16 protein-coding genes are annotated in these 20,315 nt (G+C 71.4%); 9 read left to right on the forward strand and 7 right to left on the reverse strand.

Annotation, left to right across the window (positions count from 1 at the left end; genetic code table 11):
- The first annotated feature begins 90 nt into the window (after window positions 1–90).
- The 3 genes from J2S43_RS39870 (at window position 91) to J2S43_RS39880 (ending at window position 4,240) form a co-directional block, all read left to right on the forward strand.
- Entirely contained in the window at window positions 91–1,062 is a 972-nt protein-coding gene (locus J2S43_RS39870) for an ABC transporter permease (RefSeq protein WP_306838398.1), read from the forward strand.
- 96 nt (window positions 1,063–1,158) lie between these two features.
- The gene (locus J2S43_RS39875) at window positions 1,159–3,681 is read left to right on the forward strand and encodes a bifunctional FO biosynthesis protein CofGH (protein ID WP_306838400.1); all 2,523 of its coding nucleotides are present in this window, start codon (window positions 1,159–1,161) and stop codon (window positions 3,679–3,681) included.
- 301 nt (window positions 3,682–3,982) lie between these two features.
- On the forward strand, window positions 3,983–4,240 hold the full coding sequence (locus tag J2S43_RS39880; RefSeq protein ID WP_033339648.1) for a WhiB family transcriptional regulator: 258 nt from the start codon (window positions 3,983–3,985) through the stop codon (window positions 4,238–4,240).
- Between the two features lie 41 nt (window positions 4,241–4,281).
- Here the strand turns inward: J2S43_RS39880 and J2S43_RS39885 are convergent, their stop codons facing one another.
- Window positions 4,282–4,650, reverse strand: a complete 369-nt coding sequence (locus J2S43_RS39885; protein ID WP_306839767.1) for a metallopeptidase family protein — start codon at window positions 4,648–4,650, stop codon at window positions 4,282–4,284.
- 286 nt (window positions 4,651–4,936) lie between these two features.
- Between J2S43_RS39885 and J2S43_RS39890 the strand changes: the two genes are divergently transcribed.
- Window positions 4,937–5,311 carry a DUF3499 domain-containing protein gene (locus tag J2S43_RS39890; RefSeq protein ID WP_306838402.1) on the forward strand — a complete coding sequence of 125 codons (375 nt, stop codon included), beginning with the start codon at window positions 4,937–4,939 and terminating at the stop codon, window positions 5,309–5,311.
- A 120-nt stretch (window positions 5,312–5,431) separates the two neighbouring features.
- Here J2S43_RS39890 and J2S43_RS39895 read toward each other — a convergent pair whose 3' ends face one another.
- The 3 genes from J2S43_RS39895 to J2S43_RS39905 all read right to left on the reverse strand — a co-directional run bounded on the left by J2S43_RS39895 (window position 5,432) and on the right by J2S43_RS39905 (window position 9,018).
- Entirely contained in the window at window positions 5,432–6,970 is a 1,539-nt protein-coding gene (locus J2S43_RS39895; RefSeq protein ID WP_306838404.1) for an NAD(P)/FAD-dependent oxidoreductase, read from the reverse strand.
- Between the two features lie 77 nt (window positions 6,971–7,047).
- A complete protein-coding gene (locus J2S43_RS39900) occupies window positions 7,048–8,394 on the reverse strand; it encodes an aspartate aminotransferase family protein (protein WP_306839769.1) in 1,347 nt (448 codons plus the stop codon).
- Window positions 8,395–8,517: 123 nt separating this feature from the next.
- On the reverse strand, window positions 8,518–9,018 hold the full coding sequence (locus tag J2S43_RS39905) for an Lrp/AsnC family transcriptional regulator (protein ID WP_306838406.1): 501 nt from the start codon (window positions 9,016–9,018) through the stop codon (window positions 8,518–8,520).
- Window positions 9,019–9,205: 187 nt separating this feature from the next.
- On the opposite strand from J2S43_RS39905, the gene J2S43_RS39910 reads away from it, so the two are divergent.
- Genes J2S43_RS39910 through J2S43_RS39930 form a run of 5 tightly spaced genes read left to right on the forward strand, consistent with a single transcriptional unit; the run spans window position 9,206 to window position 14,597 of the window.
- Window positions 9,206–10,417: a polyamine ABC transporter substrate-binding protein gene (locus J2S43_RS39910; protein ID WP_306838408.1), complete on the forward strand. Its 1,212-nt coding sequence runs from the start codon at window positions 9,206–9,208 to the stop codon at window positions 10,415–10,417.
- A gap of 19 nt (window positions 10,418–10,436) precedes the next feature.
- Complete coding sequence (locus J2S43_RS39915; RefSeq protein WP_306838410.1) at window positions 10,437–11,558, forward strand: ABC transporter ATP-binding protein; 1,122 nt, start codon at window positions 10,437–10,439, stop codon at window positions 11,556–11,558.
- On the forward strand, window positions 11,555–12,451 hold the full coding sequence (locus tag J2S43_RS39920) for an ABC transporter permease (RefSeq protein ID WP_306838412.1): 897 nt from the start codon (window positions 11,555–11,557) through the stop codon (window positions 12,449–12,451). The genes J2S43_RS39915 and J2S43_RS39920 overlap by 4 nt, the downstream gene beginning before the upstream one ends.
- The gene (locus tag J2S43_RS39925; protein ID WP_306838413.1) at window positions 12,448–13,221 is read left to right on the forward strand and encodes an ABC transporter permease; all 774 of its coding nucleotides are present in this window, start codon (window positions 12,448–12,450) and stop codon (window positions 13,219–13,221) included. The genes J2S43_RS39920 and J2S43_RS39925 overlap by 4 nt, the downstream gene beginning before the upstream one ends.
- The gene (locus J2S43_RS39930; protein ID WP_306838415.1) at window positions 13,218–14,597 is read left to right on the forward strand and encodes an NAD(P)/FAD-dependent oxidoreductase; all 1,380 of its coding nucleotides are present in this window, start codon (window positions 13,218–13,220) and stop codon (window positions 14,595–14,597) included. The genes J2S43_RS39925 and J2S43_RS39930 overlap by 4 nt, the downstream gene beginning before the upstream one ends.
- 1,219 nt (window positions 14,598–15,816) lie before the next feature.
- On the opposite strand, the gene J2S43_RS39935 is transcribed toward J2S43_RS39930, so the two are convergent.
- The 3 genes from J2S43_RS39935 to J2S43_RS39945 form a co-directional block, all read right to left on the reverse strand.
- Window positions 15,817–17,385, reverse strand: coding sequence for an alpha/beta hydrolase (locus J2S43_RS39935; protein WP_306838416.1), 1,569 nt, complete (start codon window positions 17,383–17,385; stop codon window positions 15,817–15,819).
- 102 nt (window positions 17,386–17,487) lie between these two features.
- Window positions 17,488–19,020, reverse strand: coding sequence for a beta-N-acetylhexosaminidase (locus tag J2S43_RS39940; RefSeq protein ID WP_306838418.1), 1,533 nt, complete (start codon window positions 19,018–19,020; stop codon window positions 17,488–17,490).
- Window positions 19,021–19,090: 70 nt separating this feature from the next.
- Complete coding sequence (locus J2S43_RS39945; protein ID WP_306838419.1) at window positions 19,091–20,278, reverse strand: carbohydrate-binding protein; 1,188 nt, start codon at window positions 20,276–20,278, stop codon at window positions 19,091–19,093.
- Window positions 20,279–20,315 lie beyond the last annotated feature (37 nt).

The following is a 20,315-nucleotide window of genomic DNA, read 5'->3' on the forward strand; positions in this document are numbered from 1 at the left end:
AGGCCGGTCGCGGCGGTCGGGGGCGGACGCTAGGCTGCGCGGGACAACCGCGCCGAACACAACGACGCACATGACTTCCCAGGGGGAGCCGTGACCACCCAGCCCGACCCGGTACCAGCCGGTAAGAAGCCGATCCGCGAGTTGGTCGAGCCGCTACGCGAGATCGCGGCCCTCGTCCTGCTCGGCGCGAACGCCGTCTTCCTGTTTCTCGCCTTCCTCAGGCTGGCGATCGGCTTCGGCGGAAGGGCGTTCACCGACCGCGCGGCCGACGCGTTCGGCGGCTTCATCGACCTGGTCACGATCGGCTTTCCGCTGATCGCGGTGCTGCTGGCCGTGTTCGTCACGCCGGCGCTGCCGCGGGCGAAGCTGATCGTCACGGTCGCGCTGGCGGAGTTCGCGGTGTCCGCGTTCTTCGGCCTGCTCTTCGGCCTGCTGGTCGGCGTGGTCAGCCTCGCGGCCGACTCGGTGCTGGCCGGCTTCACCGCGCTGCTCGACCACCTGGCCTGGACCGCGATCCTGGGCCTGGCCGCGTACGCGGTGTGGACGATCTTCCACGCGCACTACTACACGCCGCGGCCGAAGCCGGTGCCGCCCGCGCCGGGCATGTACGGCCACCCGGGCCAGCCCTACCCGGGGCAGCAGCCGGGCCAGTACCCCGGTCAGCAGTACCCCGGCCAGCCGTCGCACCCCGGCCACCCGGGCCAGCCGCCGCAGTACGGGTTCCCGCCGCAGCAGCAGTACGGCGCGCCCTACGGCGACCCGCAGAACTTCGGCGCGGACCAGACCGCGGCGTACCCGCTGCAGCCGCCCGCCGGCTCGCCGGCCGCGCCGCAGTACCCGGCGCCCCAGTCGGGGCCGCCCGCGCAGCAGCAGCCGTTCTACCCGGCGGCACCGCAGTCGGGACCGCCGGCCCAGCAGCAGCCGTCCTACCCCGCGGCACCGCAGTCGGGACCGCCCGCGCCGCAGTCCGCGCCCCCGGTCCAGCAGGCGCCGCTTCAGCCGGGCCCGGGTTACCCGCCGGCCGCGTCCGAGCAGCCGCCGCGGGAACCGGACGGTCGCTGACCCTTTTATTCCGCCGAGCCGAACACGGGCCGTGTGATCACAATTACCGGTGGGCGTACCCCCGGTAGGAGGTGATCCACGGCCTAGGCTCATCGGATGGCCGAGACAGCATTCGGGGAAGAGCAGCCGACCGAGGCGAGCATCCGGCGCGCGCTGCGCCGCGCGGCCGACGGGAAGGCGCTCGACGCCGACGAGGCGACCACGCTGCTCGCCGCGCGCGACGGGCAGCTCGACGAGTTGCTGGCGATCGCCGGCGGCATCCGGGACGCGGGCCTGCGTGAGGCCGGCCGCCCGGGCGTGGTGACGTTCTCGAAGAAGGTCTTCATCCCGCTGACCCGCCTCTGCCGGGACCGCTGTCACTACTGCACGTTCGCCACCGTGCCGCACAAGCTGGCCGCGCCGTTCCTGGATCGCGACGAGGTGCTGGCGATCGCGCGTGAGGGCGCGGCCCAGGGCTGCAAGGAGGCGCTGTTCACGCTCGGCGACGCGCCCGAGGACCGGTGGGACGCGGCCCGGCGGTGGCTGGACGAGCGCGGCTACGACTCCACGCTGGACTACGTGCGGGCCTGCGCGATCGCGGTGTTGGAGGAGACCGGCCTGCTGCCGCACCTGAACCCGGGCGTGATGTCGTGGGCCGACCTGACGCGGCTGAAGCCGGTCGCGCCGAGCATGGGCATGATGCTGGAGACCACGGCCACCCGCCTGTGGTCGGAGAAGGGCGGCCCGCACTTCGGCTCGCCGGACAAGGAGCCGGCGGTCCGGCTGCGTGTGCTGGACGACGCGGGCCGGGTGGGTGTGCCGTTCACCACCGGCGTCCTGATTGGCATCGGCGAGACGCGCGCGGAGCGGATCGACTCGCTCTTCGCGATCCGCCGCGCCCAGCGTGAGTACCACCACGTGCAGGAAGTCATCATCCAGAACTTCCGCGCCAAGCCGGACACCGCGATGCGCGGCATGCCGGACGCGGAGTTGCACGAGCTGGCCGCCACGATCGCGGTCGGCCGCATCCTGTTCGGCCCGGCGATGCGCATCCAGGCCCCGCCGAACCTGATCGACGACGAGTTCGCGTTGCTGCTGCGTGCCGGCATCGACGACTGGGGCGGCGTCTCCCCGGTGACGCCGGACCACGTGAACCCGGAGCGCCCGTGGCCGCAGATCGACGAGCTGGCCCGGCGCAGCGCCGAGGCCGGCTTCACGCTGCGCGAACGGCTGACGATCTACCCGGAGTACGTGCTGCGCGGCGAGCAGTGGATCGACCCGCGGGTGGCCGGGCACGTGGCCGCGCTGTCGGACCCGTCGACCGGGCTCGCGGTCGAGTCCGCGATGCCGGTGGGCCGCCCGTGGCAGGAGCCGGAGGACGCGTTCGTGCCGGGTGGCCGCACCGACCTGCACACGTCCATCGACTCCGAGGGGCGCACCGAGGACCGGCGCGGCGACTTCGACTCCGTCTACGGCGACTGGGACGACGTGGCCGCGCACGCCGCGCGCACCTCCGCCGGGGCGCGGGAGAAGCTGCCGAGCGACGTTCTCGCGGGGCTGAGGCTGGCGGCCGAGGACCCGGGTGCGCTGCTGCGTACCGAGCACACTGACGCGGCGATGGCGCTGTTCAACGCGGACGGCAGCGCGCTGGACGAGCTGGCCCGGATCGCGGACGGCCTGCGGCGGGACGCGGTCGGCGACGACGTCACGTACATCGTGAACCGGAACATCAACTTCACCAACGTCTGCTACGTGGGCTGCCGGTTCTGCGCGTTCGCCCAGCGCGAGCGGGACGCGGACGCGTTCCGGCTCTCCATCGAGCAGGTGGCGGACCGGGCCGAGGAGGCGTGGAAGCTCGGCGCGGTCGAGGTCTGCATGCAGGGCGGCATCGACCCGAAGATGCCGGTCAGCGCGTACGCGGACATCGTCCGGGCGGTGAAGCGCCGGGTGCCGGGCATGCACGTCCACGCGTACTCGCCGATGGAGATCGTGACCGCGGCGGCGAAGGCGGGCGTCTCCGTGCGCGAGTGGCTGACCGCGCTGAAGGAGGCCGGCCTGGACACCATCCCGGGCACGGCCGCGGAGATCCTCGACGACGACGTGCGCTGGGTGCTGACCAAGGGCAAGCTCCCCGCGTCCGCCTGGGTCGACGTGGTCACCACCGCGCACGAGGTGGGTCTCCGGTCGAGCAGCACCATGATGTACGGACACGTGGACCACCCGCGACAGTGGCTGCAGCACTTCCGGGTGCTGGCCGGCATCCAGGACCGCACCGGCGGCTTCACCGAGTTCGTGGCGCTGCCGTTCGTGCACACGAACGCACCGATCTATCTGGCCGGCATCGCGAAGGCCGGTCCGACGTGGCGGGAGAACCGCGCGGTGCACGCGATGGCCCGCGTCCTGCTGCACGGGCGGATCTCCAACATCCAGTGCTCCTGGGTGAAGCTCGGCGACGAGGGTACGGCCGCGATGCTCAACGGCGGCTGCAACGATCTCGGCGGCACGCTGATGGAGGAGACCATCTCCCGGATGGCCGGTTCGGACCACGGATCCGCTCGGACGGTGGCCCAGCTGCACGACATCGCGGCGAAGGCCGGGCGTCCGGCGCGTCAGCGGACCACTGCGTACGGTCGCGTCTGATCTTTTTCCAGCGCGCCACGCCGATCGGGCGTTACCCCGGCCGGGTCTGAATCGATAGGGCAGGTTACGAGACCACTCACGGTGGCGCTCCGGGAAAGTGACCCTATTTATCAGGTTCGGCTTGACGACGCACGCATAACACGCGTGTAATTTCGATGGGGTTGTGCGAACGGAAGGCCACACTTGCCGCTAATCGGACAGCAACTGTCAGATGGCGGAAAGGCATGTGGTACGTACGTAGCTGGACACGCTCGCGTGGGGGATCAGCCGGTGGTTCACCGGCGGCGAAGGGGGCACGTTGATGGACGGCCAAGTGGAAGTGGCCGACCTGCTCGGGGATGCGCCGGAGTGGCAGGAGCGAGCACTGTGCTCGCAGACCGACCCGGAGGCGTTCTTCCCCGAGAAGGGGGGATCGACGCGGGAGGCGAAGCGCATCTGTGGCCGCTGCGAGGTCAAGGGCGAGTGCCTGGAGTACGCGCTCGGTCACGACGAGCGGTTCGGCATCTGGGGTGGACTCTCCGAGCGGGAGCGCCGCAAGCTCAAGCGCCGCGCGGCCTGACGCGCGGGTGTGTCGGCCCGACGGGCCGCCGGGGGGCGCTCTTACGAGGAGAGCTCGTCCGGGTCGACACCGAGCAGGTTCGCCACCTGCTCGATGATCACGTCGTGCACCAGGTCGGCCAGGTCCTCGCGGTCCATCGCGCGGAACTCCAGCGGACGGCGGTAGAGCACGATCCGCGGCGGGACCTCCTGCCGGCCGGGGCGGCCGGGAAGCAGCCGGGCCAGCGGCACCTCGCCGTCCTCCAGCACGTCACTGTCGTAGACGTTCAGGTCCGGCGGCACGTCCTCGACCGCGAACTCGACGCCGGCCAGCTCCTTCGCGTAGCGCCGCTCCAGGCTCTCGACCGTGTCCAGCACCAGATCGTCGAAGATCTCCGCCTTGGTGCGGGCCAGCGGCACCGTGGCGGGCACCAGGCGCCCGCGCAGCCCGCGCCCGTGGCGGTCGCGGCGCGGGCGGCGGCCGGGCCCGGCGCTGGTCGGGCCCCCGGCGCTGGCCGGGCCTCCTGCGCTGGTCGGGCCCGCAGTAGCAGGGCTGGTCCGCTCGGTCACGGCTCCCAGGGTAGTCCCGCCGGAGCGACCGGGGGTGCGGCCCGGTACCGCGCGTTCCCGCGTGTCGCCGAATCGTGATCATCGCGTGGTCGGCGTGTCGCAGTCGCGCGCGCGGGCGCGGACCGGGTATGAGAGATAACGTTCTGCCGTGAGGTCACCACGGCGTTGCTCCCGAAACGGCTGCCCCCGGCAGGCTGTAGCGACGTTGACCTATGTCTACACGGAGTCCACGGCCGTTGTCGGCCCGCTCTCCGCGTTCGCCGAGCCACATACGTACGATCTGTGTGAGCCGCATGCCCGCAGCCTGACCGCGCCGCGCGGCTGGGAGCTGGTGCGGCACGAGGGCGAGTTCACCCCGCCGCCGCCGACCACGGACGATCTGGTCGCGCTGGCCGAGGCGGTGCGCGAGGCGGCCCGGCCGGTGCAGCCACGCCCGGAGGATTACGAGCAGAAGCCGGCGCCGGGTCAGCCCGGGCCGCAGACCGGCCGCCGTGGGCACCTGCGCGTGATCCCACCCGCCTGATCATCCACGACTGCCGGTCGATGGTGCTGCTGGGCCGCCGGCGCACCTACGACGAACGGGCCGGATGCCGCTCGCCTGGCTCCCGCAGACCACACCCGGCGATCACCTGACCTGACGGGGTCAGTGACCGAGGAAGCGGTCGAAGAGGGCCGCGCGGCGGGACGGGCGGCCGGAGCGGGACTCGGCCGCGTCGGCGGTGCCCATGACGGTGAGGCCGGCGTTGACGCCGAGCCAGCGCAGCGGCTCGGGTTCCCAGCGTGGGGAGCGGTGGCCGACCCAGGGCAGGCGGGTGAGCGCGGTGGACTCGCCGCGGATCAGGCCGGCGAGCGTGCGGCCGGCCAGGTTGCTGGTGCCGACGCCGTCACCGACGTAGCCGCCGGCCCAGGCGAGACCGCGGTCCAGGCCGACGGAGGCGTGCCAGTCGCGGGTGACGCCGAGCGGGCCGCCCCACGTGTGCGTGATCGCCACATCGTCCGGCAGCGCCGGGAAGAGGTCGTGGAGCGTGGCCGCGAGCGCGGCGAAGACGCGCGGGTCGCGGTCGAACGCGGGAGAGACCTTCGAGCCGAAGTGGTACGGCGCGCCGCGCCCGCCGAACGCGAGCCGGTCGTCCGCGGTCCGCTGGCCGTAGATGATCAGATGCCGGTAGTCGCTGAACGTCTCGCGCACGGTCAGCCCGGTCCGCTCCCAGAACGACGCGGGCAGCGGTTCGGTGGCGATCATCAGTGAGTAGACCGGCGTCATCGCGCGCCGCTGGCCCGGCAGCGTGGAGGTGTAGCCCTCGGTCGCCCGGACCACCACGTCCGCGCGGACCCGGCCGAAGGGCGTCACGGCGACGCCGCGCCCGCTGAGCCCTCGGCCGGTCTCGGCGCCCCGGCTGGTTCCGGCACCCTGGCCGGTCGCGGCGCTCCGGCTGGTCGCGGCGCTCCGGCTGGTCTCGGCGCCCCGGCTGGTCTCGGCGCCCCGGCTGGTCGAGGCGCTCCGGCCGCGATCGATGCCGCGCCGATCACCGCCGCCGGGGGTCAGCGCGGTCACCGGCGTGCGTTCGTAGATCGTGACGCCCAGTCGCTCGACCGCGCGGGCCAGCCCGCGGACCAGCCGGGCCGGGTGGATGGCCGCGCAGTGCGGCGTCCAGGTGCCGCCGAGCACGCCGGTCGCGCCGCACCGCGCCGACGCCTCCGCCGCGCTCAGCAGCGACAGGTCGAAGCCGAACCGTGCGGCCGCCTCGGCCTCGGATCGAGCCCGTTCCAGCTGCGCCGGGGTGCGGGCGAGCGTGATACTGCCGCCCTTGCTCCAGTGACAGTCGATGCCCTCGGCCGCGGCGACCCGGCCGACCTCGTCGACCGTGTCGTCCTGCGCGGCCTGCATCGCGATCGCGGCGTCGCGGCCGTGCCGGCGGGCGATCGCGGCGGCCGAGGCCGGGAACAGCGCGGAGCACCAGCCACCGTTGCGGCCGGACGCGCCGTACCCCGCGATCTCCTTCTCCAGCACCGCGATCCGCAAGGTGGGATCCGCCTTGGCCAGGTAGTAGGCGGTCCAGAGGCCGGTGTAGCCGGCGCCGGCGATCGCGACGTCCACGTCGCGGTCGCCGGGCAACGACGGCCGCGGCGTCAGATCATCGTCCACGTCGGACATCCAGAACGAGACGTCGCGATGGTCCATCGCACCTCCCCGGGTTTCGTGATCGAGGCCTCCCCCATGCCGTCAGAACAGCATGGGGGACGACTGCGTCATGAGGGTCAGATCCGGCCGTACGCCTCGGTGAGCACCGCGCGCAGGATGCGCTCCATCTCGTCGAACTCGGCCTGCCCCGCGGTCAGCGGCGGTGCGAGTTGCACGACCGGGTCGCCGCGGTCGTCCGCGCGGCAGTAGAGGCCGGCCTCGAAGAGCGCGTCGGAGAGGAAGCCGCGCAGCAGCCGCTCGGACTCGGCATCGTCGAACGTCTCCCGGGTGACCTTGTCCTTGACCAGCTCGATGCCGTAGAAGTAACCGTCGCCGCGCACGTCACCGACGATCGGCAGATCGTTGAGCTTGGACAGGGCCGCACGGAACGCGGCCTCGTTCGCCCGGACGTGCCCGTTCAGGTCCTCGCGCGCCATCAGGTCGATGTTGGCCAACGCGACCGCGGACGAGACCGGGTGCCCGCCGAACGTGATGCCGTGCAGGAACGCCACGCCGTCGCGGAGGAACGGCTCGATCAGCCGGTCGCTGGCGATCGTCGCGCCGAGTGGCGAGTAACCCGAGGTCAGCGCCTTGGCCGTGGTGATGATGTCGGGCTGGAAGCCGTAGCGCAGCGCGCCGAACCAGTCGCCGAGCCGGCCCCAGGCGCAGATCACCTCGTCCGAGACGAGCAGCACGTCGTACCGGTCGCAGATCTCGCGGACCCGCTGGAAGTAGCCGGGCGGCGGCGGGAAGCAACCGCCCGCGTTCTGCACCGGCTCCAGGAAGACCGCGGCGACCGTGTCCGGGCCCTCGCGCTCGATGGCCCGCGCGATCTCGTCCGCGGCCCACTCGCCGAACGCGGCCGGGTCGTCGCCGTGCACCGGTGCGCGGTAGATGTTCGTGTTCGCGGTCTTGATGGCGCCGGCGACCAGCGGCTCGAAGTCGGTCTTGAGCGCGGGCAGGCCGGTGATGGAGAGCGCGCCCATCGTGGTGCCGTGGTAGGCCAGGTAGCGGCTGATCACCTTGTGCTTGGCGGGCTTGCCGGTCTTCCGGAAGTACGCCCGGGCCAGCTTCCACGCGGTCTCGACCGCCTCCGAGCCGCCGGTGGTGAAGAACACCCGGTTGAGGTCGCCCGGGGTGAGCCCGGCGATCCGCTCGGACAGTTCGATCGCGGCCGGGTGGGCCACGCCCCAGACCGGGAAGTACGCCAGCTCCGCGGCCTGTTTGGCGGCGGCCTCGGCCAGCTCGGTGCGGCCGTGGCCGGCGTTGACGGTGAACAGGCCGGCGATCCCGTCGAGGTAGCGGCGCCCGTGGGAGTCCCAGACATAGCAGCCCTCGCCGCGCACGATGGTCGGAACCTCGCCGTCGCGGAAGCTGGACATCCGGGTGAAGTGCATCCAGAGATGGTCGGTCGGCTTGGCCATGGTCAGCCCCAGGGAGTCGTCGTCGCGGTCCCTACGGTTATCGCACACCGATTCCGAGAGTGGCAAGCGTCCGTGACGACGGAAAACATGCATGAAAGCGCTGCTTGCCTACGGTTTTCGCAATCAGGCCGTACCCCAGCTGTAGGTCTGTTTCCGTAGTTTGAGGTAGACGAAGGCTTCGGTGGACAGCACGCCCTCCACCGCCCGGATCCGCTGGAGGATCTCGAGCAGATGGTCGTCGTTACGGCAGACCACCTCCGCCATGATCTCGAACGATCCGGCGGTGATGACCACGTAGCTGCACTCGTCGAGCTCGGCGAGGCGGTCCGCGATCACCCGCAGATCCCCGGTGGTACGCACGCCGATCATGGCCTGGCGCGGAAATCCCAGCTGGAGTGGGTCGGTGACCGCGACGATCTGCATGACGCCCGCGTCGAGCAGGCGCTGCACGCGTTGCCGCACCGCCGCCTCGGACAGCCCGACCGCCTTGCCGATCGTCGCGTACGGCCGCCGTCCGTCCTCCTGCAACTGCTCGATGATCTGCTTCGCGACGTCGTCGAGCAACGGGTGCCCCTCGCGGACGGTGATCCGGCGTCCGTTGCCCGCCGGTGTGTTCTGCGCCATGCGGAAGTCTCCCTCGTAACTGTTCTGACTCGAAGTCTGCGGTATTTCGTTGCAGAGCGACACATACGCAACGGAATCCCTTGTGGCAGAACGCATCTTGCATGTGAGAGCCGTTCGTCTAATCTAGGGCGACCTCATATCCTCGCCTTTCTCGCCATCAGCGGGACCCCTTCTTCAGGAGCCGTGAATGCGTAAGCCACCCCGTGCACCGCTGTCGCCGGAGGCCTCGGCGGTCCTCTCCGCCTTCGCGGTCTCCCGGCGCACGCTGTTGGGGGGCACGCTGGCCGCGTCCGCACTCGCGCTGGCCGCGTGCGGCACGCAGGGCCGGCAGCAGACCTCGGACACCTGTGTGAGCGAGGACGTCTCCACCACCGAGAAGACACTGTCCTTTTCCAACTGGCCGCTGTACCTGGACGTCGCCGAGGGCGACGAGTCGAAGCACCCGACGCTGGACGCGTTCACCGCGCAGACCGGCATCGCGGTCACCTACAACGAGGACATCAACGACAACAACGAGTTCTTCGGCAAGGTGCAGAACCAGCTCGCGGGCTGCCAGCCGACGGACCGCGACATCATGGTGCTCACCGACTGGATGGGCGCGCGGCTGATCCGGCTCGGCTGGCTGCAGAAGCTGGACGTGAGCAAGCTGCCGAACGTGCGGGCGAACCTGCTCTCCTCGCTGCGCGACCGCGCGTTCGACCCCGCGGGGGAGTACTCGATCCCGTGGCAGGGCGGGCTCTCCGGCCTCGCCTACAACGCGGCCGTCACCGGCGAGATCCGCACCGTGGACGAGCTGCTCACCCGCGCGGACCTGAAGGGCAAGGTCACCGCGTTCTCCGAGATGCGGGACACGATCGGCCTGTTGCTGCAGTCCAACGGGCACGACCCGTCCAACTTCACCGCGGCGCAGTTCGACGACGCGCTGGCCAAGCTGCAGAAGGCGGTGGACTCCGGGCAGATCCGCCGGTTCACCGGCAACGACTACGCCACCGAGCTGGCCGGCGGCGACATCGCGGCCTGCATGGCCTGGTCCGGCGACGTCATTCAGCTCTCCGCCGAGGACGAGAAGGTGCGGTTCGTCATTCCGGAGTCGGGCGTCATCCAGTATTCGGACGACATGATGGTGCCGAACAAGGCGGCGCACAAGGCGAACGCCGAGGCGCTGATGAACCATTATTACGACCCGGCCGTGGCCGCCGAGGTCGCGGCCTATGTGAACTACATCTGCCCGGTCGAGGGCGCGCGGGCCGAGGCGGAGAAGACCGATCCGGAGCTCGCGGCGAATCCGCTCATCTTCCCGGACGAGTCGGTCACGTCCAAGGCGAAGGGTTTCATGGCGCTCGACGAGGCCACGGAGAAGGCGTACGAGCAGAAGTTCCAGGCCGTCATCGGCGCTTGAGACAGGCGGAGCAACGGATATGAGTGAGGGTCTCCGCCTGACCGGCGTGACCAAGCGGTTCGGGCCGTTCACCGCGGTGGACGAGCTGACGCTGACAATCCCGCAGGGTGCGTTCTTCGCGCTGCTCGGCGCGTCCGGCTGCGGTAAGACCACCACGCTGCGGATGGTGGCCGGCCTGGAGGAGCCCACCGCCGGGCAGGTCACGCTGGGCGGGAAGGACATCACCCGGCTCCGGCCGTACCAGCGGCCCGTCAACACGGTGTTCCAGAGCTACGCGCTGTTCCCGCACCTGAGCATCGCCGAGAACGTCGCGTTCGGCCTCCGCCGCAAGGGCGTCAAGAACGTCACGCCGCAGGTCGAGGAGATGCTGTCGCTGGTCGAGCTGGCCGGGTTCGGCGCGCGCCGCCCGGCCCAGCTCTCCGGCGGCCAGCAGCAGCGCGTCGCGCTCGCCCGCGCACTGATCAACCACCCGCAGGTGCTGCTGCTCGACGAGCCGCTCGGCGCGCTCGACCTCAAGCTGCGCCGGCAGATGCAGATCGAGCTCAAGCGCATCCAGACCGAGGTCGGCATCACGTTCGTGCACGTCACGCACGACCAGGAGGAGGCCATGACGATGGCCGACACGGTCGCGGTGATGAACGCGGGGCGGATCGAGCAGCTCGGCGCGCCGGCCGAGATCTACGAGTTCCCGGCCACGCCGTTCGTGGCGAACTTCCTCGGCCAGTCCAACCTGCTGGCCGCGTCCGGCGGTGCGCGCAGCGGCGACGACCTGCTGGTGACCGCGCACGGCGCCCGGTTCAGCGTGCCGGCCGCGCGGTCCCGCGCCACCGGCGACGAGGTCTACCTGGGCGTACGGCCGGAGAAGATGCGCCTTTTCGAGTCGGCGGACGCGGTGCCGGCCGGATTGCAGCACGTCACCGGCACGGTCACCGACTCCTCCTACGTCGGCGTCAGCACGCAGTACCTGGTCCGGACCGCCTGGGACACCGAGCTGGCGGTCTTCGCGCCGAACGTCGGCGTCGACGGGCCGCTGCCGAACGGCACCGAGGTCACGGTCGCCTGGAACCCCGCGCACGCCTTCCTGCTGGACCGGGCGGCCGGCGCGGGCGACTCGACCCACGCGCTGGTGGACGCGGCATGAGCGTCGCCGCGCTCCGGGCGAGGACCCCGTCACCCCCGCCCCGGCCCGGACGGCGCACGCGGCTGCCGTACCTGCTGATGCTTCCCGCGGGTTTGTGGTTGTTGGTCTTCTTCGTGATTCCGCTGGTGCAGCTCGGCGCGACCAGCCTCTACGACCCGGCCGGCTCGCTGACCACCGGTTACGCGATGACGTGGGAGTTCGGCAACTACCCGGCCGCGTTCGGCGCCTACCGGTGGCACTTCCTGCGGTCGCTCGGCTACGCCGCCTCGGCCACCGTGATCTGCCTGCTGCTCGGTTACCCGCTGGCCTACGCGATCGCGCACCGCGCCGGCCGCTGGAAGAACCTGATGCTGGTCGGCGTGATCGCGCCGTTCTTCACCAGCTTCCTGGTCCGCACGCTCGCCTGGAAGACGATCCTGTCCGACAACGGCGTGCTCGTCGAGGCGCTGCGCGCGGTGCACCTGCTCGGCGCGGACGGCCGGCTGCTGGCCACGCCGGCCGCGGTCATCATGGGCCTGGTCTACAACTTCCTGCCGTTCATGGTGCTGCCGCTGTACGCGAACCTGGAACGGCTGGACCGGCGCGTGCTGGAGGCCGCGAGCGACCTCTACGCCGGCCCGGTCAGCACGTTCCTCCGGGTCACGCTGCCGCTGAGCATGCCCGGCGTGGTGGCCGGCACGCTGCTCACGTTCATCCCGGCGACCGGCGACTACATCAACGCGGAGCTGCTCGGCACGCCCCGGCAGTACATGATCGGCAACGTGATCGACTCGGCGTTCCTGGTGCGGCTGGACTATCCGCAGGCGGCCGCGCTGTCGTTCATCCTGATGGCCGCGGTCCTGGCGATCGTGGTCGCCTACGTGCGCCGCTCCGGCACGGAGGACGTCCTGTGAGGCGCAACTGGGTCCTCGCCGCCGGGCTGCTGGTCCTGCTCTACCTGTTCCTGCCGATCCTCGTGGTGGCCGGGCTGTCGTTCAACGAGCCGAAGAGCCGCCTGTCGTACGACTTCCACCGGTTCACGCTGGACAACTGGGCCAACCCGTGCGGGCCCGGCGACATGTGCGACGCGGTCGGGCGCAGCATCCAGATCGGGCTGCTGTCCACGCTGATCGCCACGCTGCTCGGCACGCTGATGGCGTTCGCGCTGGCCCGGCACCGCTTCCGCGGGCGCTCCGCGATCAACCTGCTGATCTTCATGCCGATGGCCACGCCCGAGGTGGTGATGGGATCGTCGCTGCTGGCGCTGTTCGTGGCCGGCGGCGTCTCGCTCGGCTTCTGGACCGTGGTGATCGCGCACATCATGTTCTGCGTGTCGTTCGTGGTGGTGACCGTGAAGGCGCGGCTGGCCGGCCTCGACCCGGCACTGGAGGAGGCCGCGATGGACCTGTACGCCTCCGAGTGGCAGACGTTCCGCCGGATCACGCTGCCGCTGGTCGCGCCCGGCATCGTCTCCGCGGCGCTGCTGTCGTTCTCGCTGTCGTTCGACGACTTCATCATCACGAACTTCAACTCCGGCACCACGGTCACCTTCCCGATGTACGTCTGGGGTGCGGCCCAGCGCGGCATCCCGCCGCAGGTCAACGTGATCGGCACGGCCATGTTTCTGCTCGCGGTGATCCTCGTGCTGGGCGGCGAGATCATCAGTCGGCGCCGCCGCGCATGAGATCGCTGAGGGACGCCGCGCCGGTTCCGTACTGGCTGGACCGCCCGGACCGGCCCGACCCGCTGCCGCCGCTGTCCGGCGCCCGGACCGCGGACCTGGCGATCGTCGGTGGCGGCTACGCCGGGTTGTGGGCCGCGGTGCTGGCCAAGCAGGACGACCCGTCGCTCTCCGTGGCCGTGCTGGAGGCCGGCACCTGCGGATGGGCCGCGTCCGGCCGCAACGGCGGGTTCTGTGCGACGAGCCTGACCGGCGGGCTCGCCAACGGGCACGCCCGCTTCCCGGACGACCTGGTCACGCTGGAACGGCTCGGCACGGAGAACCTGGACGCGATCGAGTCGTTCGTCGCGCGGCACGGCATCGACTGCGACTTCGTCCGCTCCGGCGAGCTGAAGGTGGCGACCGAGGCGTACCAGGTGGCGCAACTGGCCGAGAGCGCGGTGCTGGCCATGGCGTACGGCCGGAACGTGCGCCTGCTCGACTCCGCCGCGATCCGTGCCGAGATCGACTCGCCGACCTACCTCTACGCCGCCTGGGACCGCCGCGGCACCGCGCTGGTCGACCCGGCCCGCCTCGCCTGGGGCCTGCGCCGCGTCTGTCTCGAACTCGGCGTTCAGATCTACGAACACACCCGGGTCACCGCGCTCGCCGACGAGGGCACCGCGGTGCGGCTCACCACCGCGCACGGCCGGCTCCGCGCGGGGAAGGCGATCCTGGCCACGAACGCGTTCCCGCCGCTGCTGCGCCGCCTGCGACACTTCGTGGCACCGGTCTACGACTACGCGCTGATGACCGAGCCGCTCACCGGCGCGCAGCTCGCCTCCGTCGGCTGGCGCCGCCGGCAGGGCGTGTCCGACCTGGGTAACCGGTTTCACTACTACCGGATGACCGCAGACCGGCGGATCCTGTTCGGCGGCTACGACCCGGTCTTCCACGCCGGCGGCCGAATGGCCCCCGCACTCGCACAGCGCCCGGCCTCGTTCGAGACGCTCGCCCGCCACTTCGCCGGCACGTTCCCGCAGCTCGCAGACGTGCGCTTCAGCCACAAGTGGGGCGGGGCGGTCGACACGAGCACGCGCCTCTTCGCGTTCCACGGCACGGCCTACGGTGGCAAGCTCGCCTACGCCGCCGGCTTCACCGGCCTCGGCGTCTCCGCCACCCGCTTCGCCGCCCGCGTCAGCCTCGACCTGCTCACCGGCCACCGCACCGACCTGACCTCGCTGGCCACGGTCCGCCGCAAGCCGAAGCCCTGGCCGCCCGAACCGGCCCGCACCCTCGGCATCGCACTGACCCGCCGCTCCCGCGCCCGCGCCGACGACCACGAGGGCCGGCCAGACCTGTGGTTGCGCACGATGCGCCGACTCGGAATAGGACCATAGAGGCTTATTCAGCGCGGCGACCTCACGCCGCGTTGCCGCAGGCCAGCGTCGTCGGGGCGCGGCGCGCTGAATAACCCTCATAGGCTCGGAACGGGACCATAGAGGCTTATTCAGCGCCGCCCTCGTCGGACCGCGCGGCCTGCGGCAACGCGGTGCCGGTTCGCTGCGCTGAATAAGCCTCATAGAGGCTTATTCAGCGTCGCCTTCGTCAGGCGGCCCGGCCTGCGGCAACGCGGCGTTGGCTCGCCGCGCTGAATAAGCCTCATGGTGTGGAATTCGGTCCCGCATCGCGGAAGATCAGTCCCGATAGCCGGTTGATCTTCCGCCTGGCGAGAAATGCCGCCAGAATGTGGAATCGCCGCGCGCGCTGAAGCCCCGGCGTCCGGAATATCGCCTTAAAGTCACCCGGCCGTTGTCCTCGCTATCGGTTAGTGATACGTGGTGCACCGTATGAGGCCCTCAAAAGGTGCTCCACGTATCACTAATGGTTTCCCATGATCGATTCAGGACCTAGTGACGCTTCTGGTTCTCCGGCATCGGGTGCGGGACGTGTGCGAGCTGGGCCGCCGCGGAGGTACGGCGTGAAGGGCGGCGGCACTTCGCACACGCTGGCCTCTATACCGCGAAATTTGGGCGCGGAGCGTCCGACTGGCTGTTTGGCTGCTGGCCGAACGCTCTCGAGTCCGGCCCCTATAACGCGGCAAATGCCCGATTCCAGCACATGATGCCGGTCGCCGTGGGTTGAGGCTCGCCGCATCGCCGCATCGCCGCATCGCCGCATCGCTGCTCGCCGCATCGCTGCTCGCCGGCGTCGCAGCGGTCTTGAATGTGGATCTCGCGCGGTGGTGAGCAGGAGCGGGCAGGGCGGGGTGTGCGGGCGAGGAGATGGGAAGCGCCGCTGCGACCGGCGCCGGTCGCGACTGGCGCTGCCGTGGCTGGCGTTGCCGCGACTGGTGCTGCCGTGGCTGGCGTTGCGGCGACGGGTGCTGCCGTGGCTGGTGCTGCGGTGGCTGGCGTTGCGGTGGCTGGTGCTGCGGTCGCTGGTGCTGCGGTGGCTGGCGCTGCCGTGGCTGGGGTTGCGGCGGCTGGCGCGGCGCTGCCGTGGCTGGGTTGCGGCGCGTGGGGTTGCGGCGACTGGCGCTGGTGCTGCTGGGGCTGGGGTTGCGGCGGGGTGGGCCGCCGCGGCTTCAAGGCTGCGGCGGCCCTGGAGGGGCGGGTGCTACTTGGCGGTGGTGGGTTCGAGTTTGCAGGTGGCGCCCTCGGCGGGGGTGCGGAGGTTGATCAGGTAGTCGGCGAAGGCGGCGTTGATGCAGGGGTTCTTGCCGGAGGCGGCGATGGTGTGACCCCAGCCGTCGGCGGTGAGGAGGCTGCCGCCGAGGGTCTTGGCGAGGCTGATGCCGCCGGAGTGCGGGGTGGTGGTGTCGTTGGTGATGGAGATGGTCAGCGTGGGCGGGAGGCCTTCGATCCGCTCCGGGAACGGGTGTGCGGGCTTCGCGGGGACCGGCCAGGCCTCGCAGGTGTCGCGGGCGCCGTCGGTGCCCTGGCCCGAGTCGAGGAACGGGGCGGTCTGCCACAGGCGCGCGCGCATCTCGACCGCCTGTTCCGGGGTGAGCCGCTCCTCGTCCATGCAGTTGATGGTGACGGAGGCGGCCAGGTAGTTGTCGGTGGCGCCGGATCCGCTGTTGAGCCGGTCGATGATGGCGAGCATCGTGTCCGCGTTGCCCTTCCGGACGTCGCCGATGCCGCCGGTCACGAACGGCCAGGCGATCGGGTCGTAGAGCGCGCTGATGGTGAAGTCGACGACCATCCGGAACGACAGCTTCCGGCCGTCCGACCCGGTGAGCGGCGTGGTGGCCAGCGGCTGGACCGCCTCCTGGTAGACGCGCGTGGCGGCGGCCGGGTCCTGGCCGAGGCCGCAGTCCGGCTTGGCGGCGCAGTCCGCGGCCATCGCGTCGAACGCCTTCTGGAACGCGGCGAAGCTGGCCACCCGCCGGTCGGCGAACGCCAGGTGCGGGTCGACCGCGCTGTCGACGACCATGGCGCGCACGTTCCGCGGGAATTCGCGGGCGTAGAGCGCGCCGATCCGGGTGCCGTAGCTGTGGCCGAAGAAGTTGAGTTTCTCCTGGCCGAGCGCGGCACGCATGATGTCCATGTCGCGGGCCGTGTCGCGGGAGGAGAGCGCGCCCAGGTTCTTCGCGCCGCCGGACCGGGTGGTGCACTTCTCGGCGATCTTCCGGGTGTCCTCCGCCGTCGCCTTCTTGTCCGTGACGATGAACTCGAACGCGGCGTTCGGGTCCGCGTAGTCCTCCTCGGTGAAGCAGGAGGCGGCCGGCGTGGTGGCGCCGACCCCGCGGGTGTCGAATCCGATCAGGTCGAAGCGCTCGGTGACCGGGCTGGTGGCCAGCGCCGCCGCGGTGGTGGCGGCGAAGTTCATGCCGGGCACGCCGGGGCCGCCGGCGTGCAGCACCAGCGGCCCGAGCGACTCGCCGCGGGCGGGGACGCGCAGCATCGCGATCTTTGCGGTGTCGCCGTCCGGTTCGTCGTAGTTCAGCGGCACTTCCAGGCGGGCGCACTGGAACGCCGGGTTGCCGGCGAACAGCTCCCGGTCGGCGTCGGAGGTGGCGTATCCGTCGCAGGACCCGAAGGCGAGCTTCTGGTCGTAGAAGCGCTGCAGCTCGGCCGGTGGCCCGGCCGGCGCCGATTCGGCCGGTGGTGAGCAGGCCGCGAGCGCGAGGACCACGGGCAGTGCCGCGGCCAGCAGTGACGCGCGGAGTGGCGAGGTGGGCACGGTTCTCCTCTCGGCGGTGAGCCAGATGGCCTCTTTCTGCCCTAGCTAAATAGGACCAAAACCGCCGAGTAATCCTTGAATGGCATACCTTCCTGTGCCGGATTATTGCTCCAGCGGCCGATGGTGGAGGCCGGCCGCGTCGAAGCGGCGGACGTGGGTGGCGAGGCGGGTGCGGAACGCGGCCACGTCGGAGCCGGCGCCCCAGGCCACCTCGGCGACCGCGGCCAGGCGGGGGAGCAGGTCGTACTCCGCGCGTTCCGGCGTCGGGGCGTACTCGCACCACATGTTGGCCTGCACGCCGACCACCCGGGACGGCAGATCGTCGCCGGGCTCCGGGCGGTAGGCGTAGACCTGCTCCAGCGTGGTCGGGCCGTGCCCGGGGCCGTAGCCGTCGCGGATGGAGAGCGGTTCGCCGGGCGCGTCCGACGCCGGATAGTTCAGGTAGAGGTGCTCGTGCGGGGTGGCGACCACGTCGTGCCCGTCGCGCAGCCCGGCCCCGATCCGGTCGTGGCCGCGCCAGGCCATCACGATCGCGTCCGCGGGCGCGTCCTGCCCGACCAGCTCGTCCCAGAGCACCGGGCGGCGGCCGGCCCGGGCCACGTGTGCGGCTGCCCGGCGGATCCACCAGCCGAGCAGGTCGCCGGGCCCGGTCAGGCCCTCGGCCGCGATCCGGCGGGCGGCCGTGGGCGAGGCCCGCCACTCGTCCAGCGGGACCTCGTCGCCGCCGAGGTGGATCCACGGGCTCGGGAAGACGTCCATCAGCTCGTCCAGCACGTCCTCGACGAACGCCACGGTCTCGTCCTCGACGTTGAGCACGCGGTGGCTGACGCCGAAACGGGTCCACACCTCGGGCGGGTCGGTCGGGTCGTTGCCGAGTCGGGGGTACGCGGCGATCGCGGCCTGCATGTGGCCGGGCAGATCGATCTCCGGGACGATCGTGACGCCGCGCCGGCCGGCATAGGCCACGAGATCCCGCAGCTCGTCCTGCGTGTAGAAGCCGCCGTGCGGCGTACCGTCGGAGCGGTTCTCGGTCTCGTGGCCGGCCGGGGACGCGCGGCGGAACGCGCCGACCGACGTCAGCCGGGGGTGCTTGCGCACCTCGAAGCGCCAGCCCTGGTCGTCCGTCAGGTGCAGGTGCAGCACGTTCATCCGGTGCATGGCGAGCAGGTCGACGACCGTGCGCAGCCAGGCGACCGGCTTGTGCCATCGGCCCACGTCCAGCAGGAGCCCGCGCCACGGATAGCGCGGCGTGTCCACGATGGAGACGGGCGCCACGGTCCAGGTGGTGTCGCGGCGGTCCCGCGCGAAGGCGTCCACCGGCAGCAGTTGGCGGAGCGCGTGCACGGCCCAGCGCAGCCCGGCCGGCCCTGCCGCGACCGCGGTCACGCCGGTGCGGGCCACGTCGAGCCGGTAGCCCTCCGCGCCGAGATCGTCCGCGCCCGGGTCGACGCGCAGCACCACGGTGTCCGGGCCGGGCGCGGTCGCGTCCGGCAGCGGCAGGCCGGTGACCGGTGTGAGCAGCTCGCGCAGCAGCGCCGCGACCTCGGGCGCGTCCGGCGCGTGCACCGAGGTCGCGGGCGTGAGCGCGAACGACCCGGCGCTGTCCGAGATCGAGACGGGACGGGGGATCAGCATGGAGGGTCCTCCCAGGAGTGTGTGACGCCGCCCCTCCACCAAAGCAGAAGGACGGCGTCGCCGAACAGGATCAGCAGGTGCCGAGGTCGCGCCACTGCGCGGTCAGGCCGGGCTCGGAGCCCTGCGTCCACCAGTTCGCCTGCCACAGGTGGCCGTTGTGGGTGGCCCGGTCACCGGCCGGATAGACGGTGCCCCAGGCCCACGGGCTCGCACCGGCGCATGAGGCCGGCGGCGGCGTGGCCGGCGGCGGCGTGGTCGGCGGCCTGGGGGAGGAGGTGGCCGTGGGGGTCGGTCCGGTGGGGCAGCCGCCGCCCACCAGGGTATCCTCGTGCACCCGGCCGGAGCTGCGGTACGCCGCGGTGCGCGCGGTCAGGTCGGCCGGTGACACCGACTCGTTCTTCGCGTAGTAGACCCAGTCCACGTGCTCCTGGTACGTGGCCCGCCCGCCGGTGTGCGCGGCCAGGTCGATGAACCACAGGTTGAAGTTGATCGACATGGCCGCGCGCGGGTAGACGCTCCACGCCGGGTCCTTCTCCGACACCGTGTGGTCGCCGACCTGCACGCCGTCGATGAAGTACCGCACGTGCCCGTTCGCCACCTGGCCCATCACGGTGTGCCAGCCGGCCAGGCTGCCGGTCTGCTGGGAGTGCGCGTTGTACGGGTCCCAGGGGTCCTCGCGGTACCCGTTCCAGCTGGTCTGGTAGTTGATCGACCCGGTGACGCCCCAGCCGCCGTTCGGCAGATATTCGGAGAAGTCCAGTTCGGAGTAGAGCGGGTCGTAGTCGAAGCGCTGCCCCGGCCCGATCGCGAAGAACGTCTCGTTGATGTGGTCGCCGTCCGGGCCGCTGACCGGCGCGTCGGAGAACTTGATCCGCGCCGCGTAGGTGCCCTCGAAGAACCGCCGCTCGGTCTGCAGGAACTCCGCGTGCGTGGTCCCGGCCGCGGTCCCGTCCGTGGCGGCCTGCAACTGCGCGACCTTCTGCCCGTCCACGGTCGGGAACGTGATGTTGGCCGCGGACCAGGTGGCGCCGGGCACGCCGGGCCCGCCCGGGTTGTCGCGCGCGGTCCAGCCGTGCCCGGTGAACGCGCTGTCCGACGGGGACGTGTAGTTGAAGTCGTCGAACAGGACTCCACAGGCGGCCGAGGCGGTGACATCGGTGGAGGCGGCCGCGTTGCTGGCGGCTATCAGGCCGCCGGCGGTCGTGACCAGGGCCGCGGCGGCGAGTGCGCCGACGCGTACCCGTGCGGGGGTTGTCATGTTTCGCTCCTTCGGATCAGGGGTGGGCGGTAGCCGG

It is taken from the genome of Catenuloplanes nepalensis (assembly GCF_030811575.1).
Lineage (GTDB): Bacteria > Actinomycetota > Actinomycetes > Mycobacteriales > Micromonosporaceae > Catenuloplanes > Catenuloplanes nepalensis.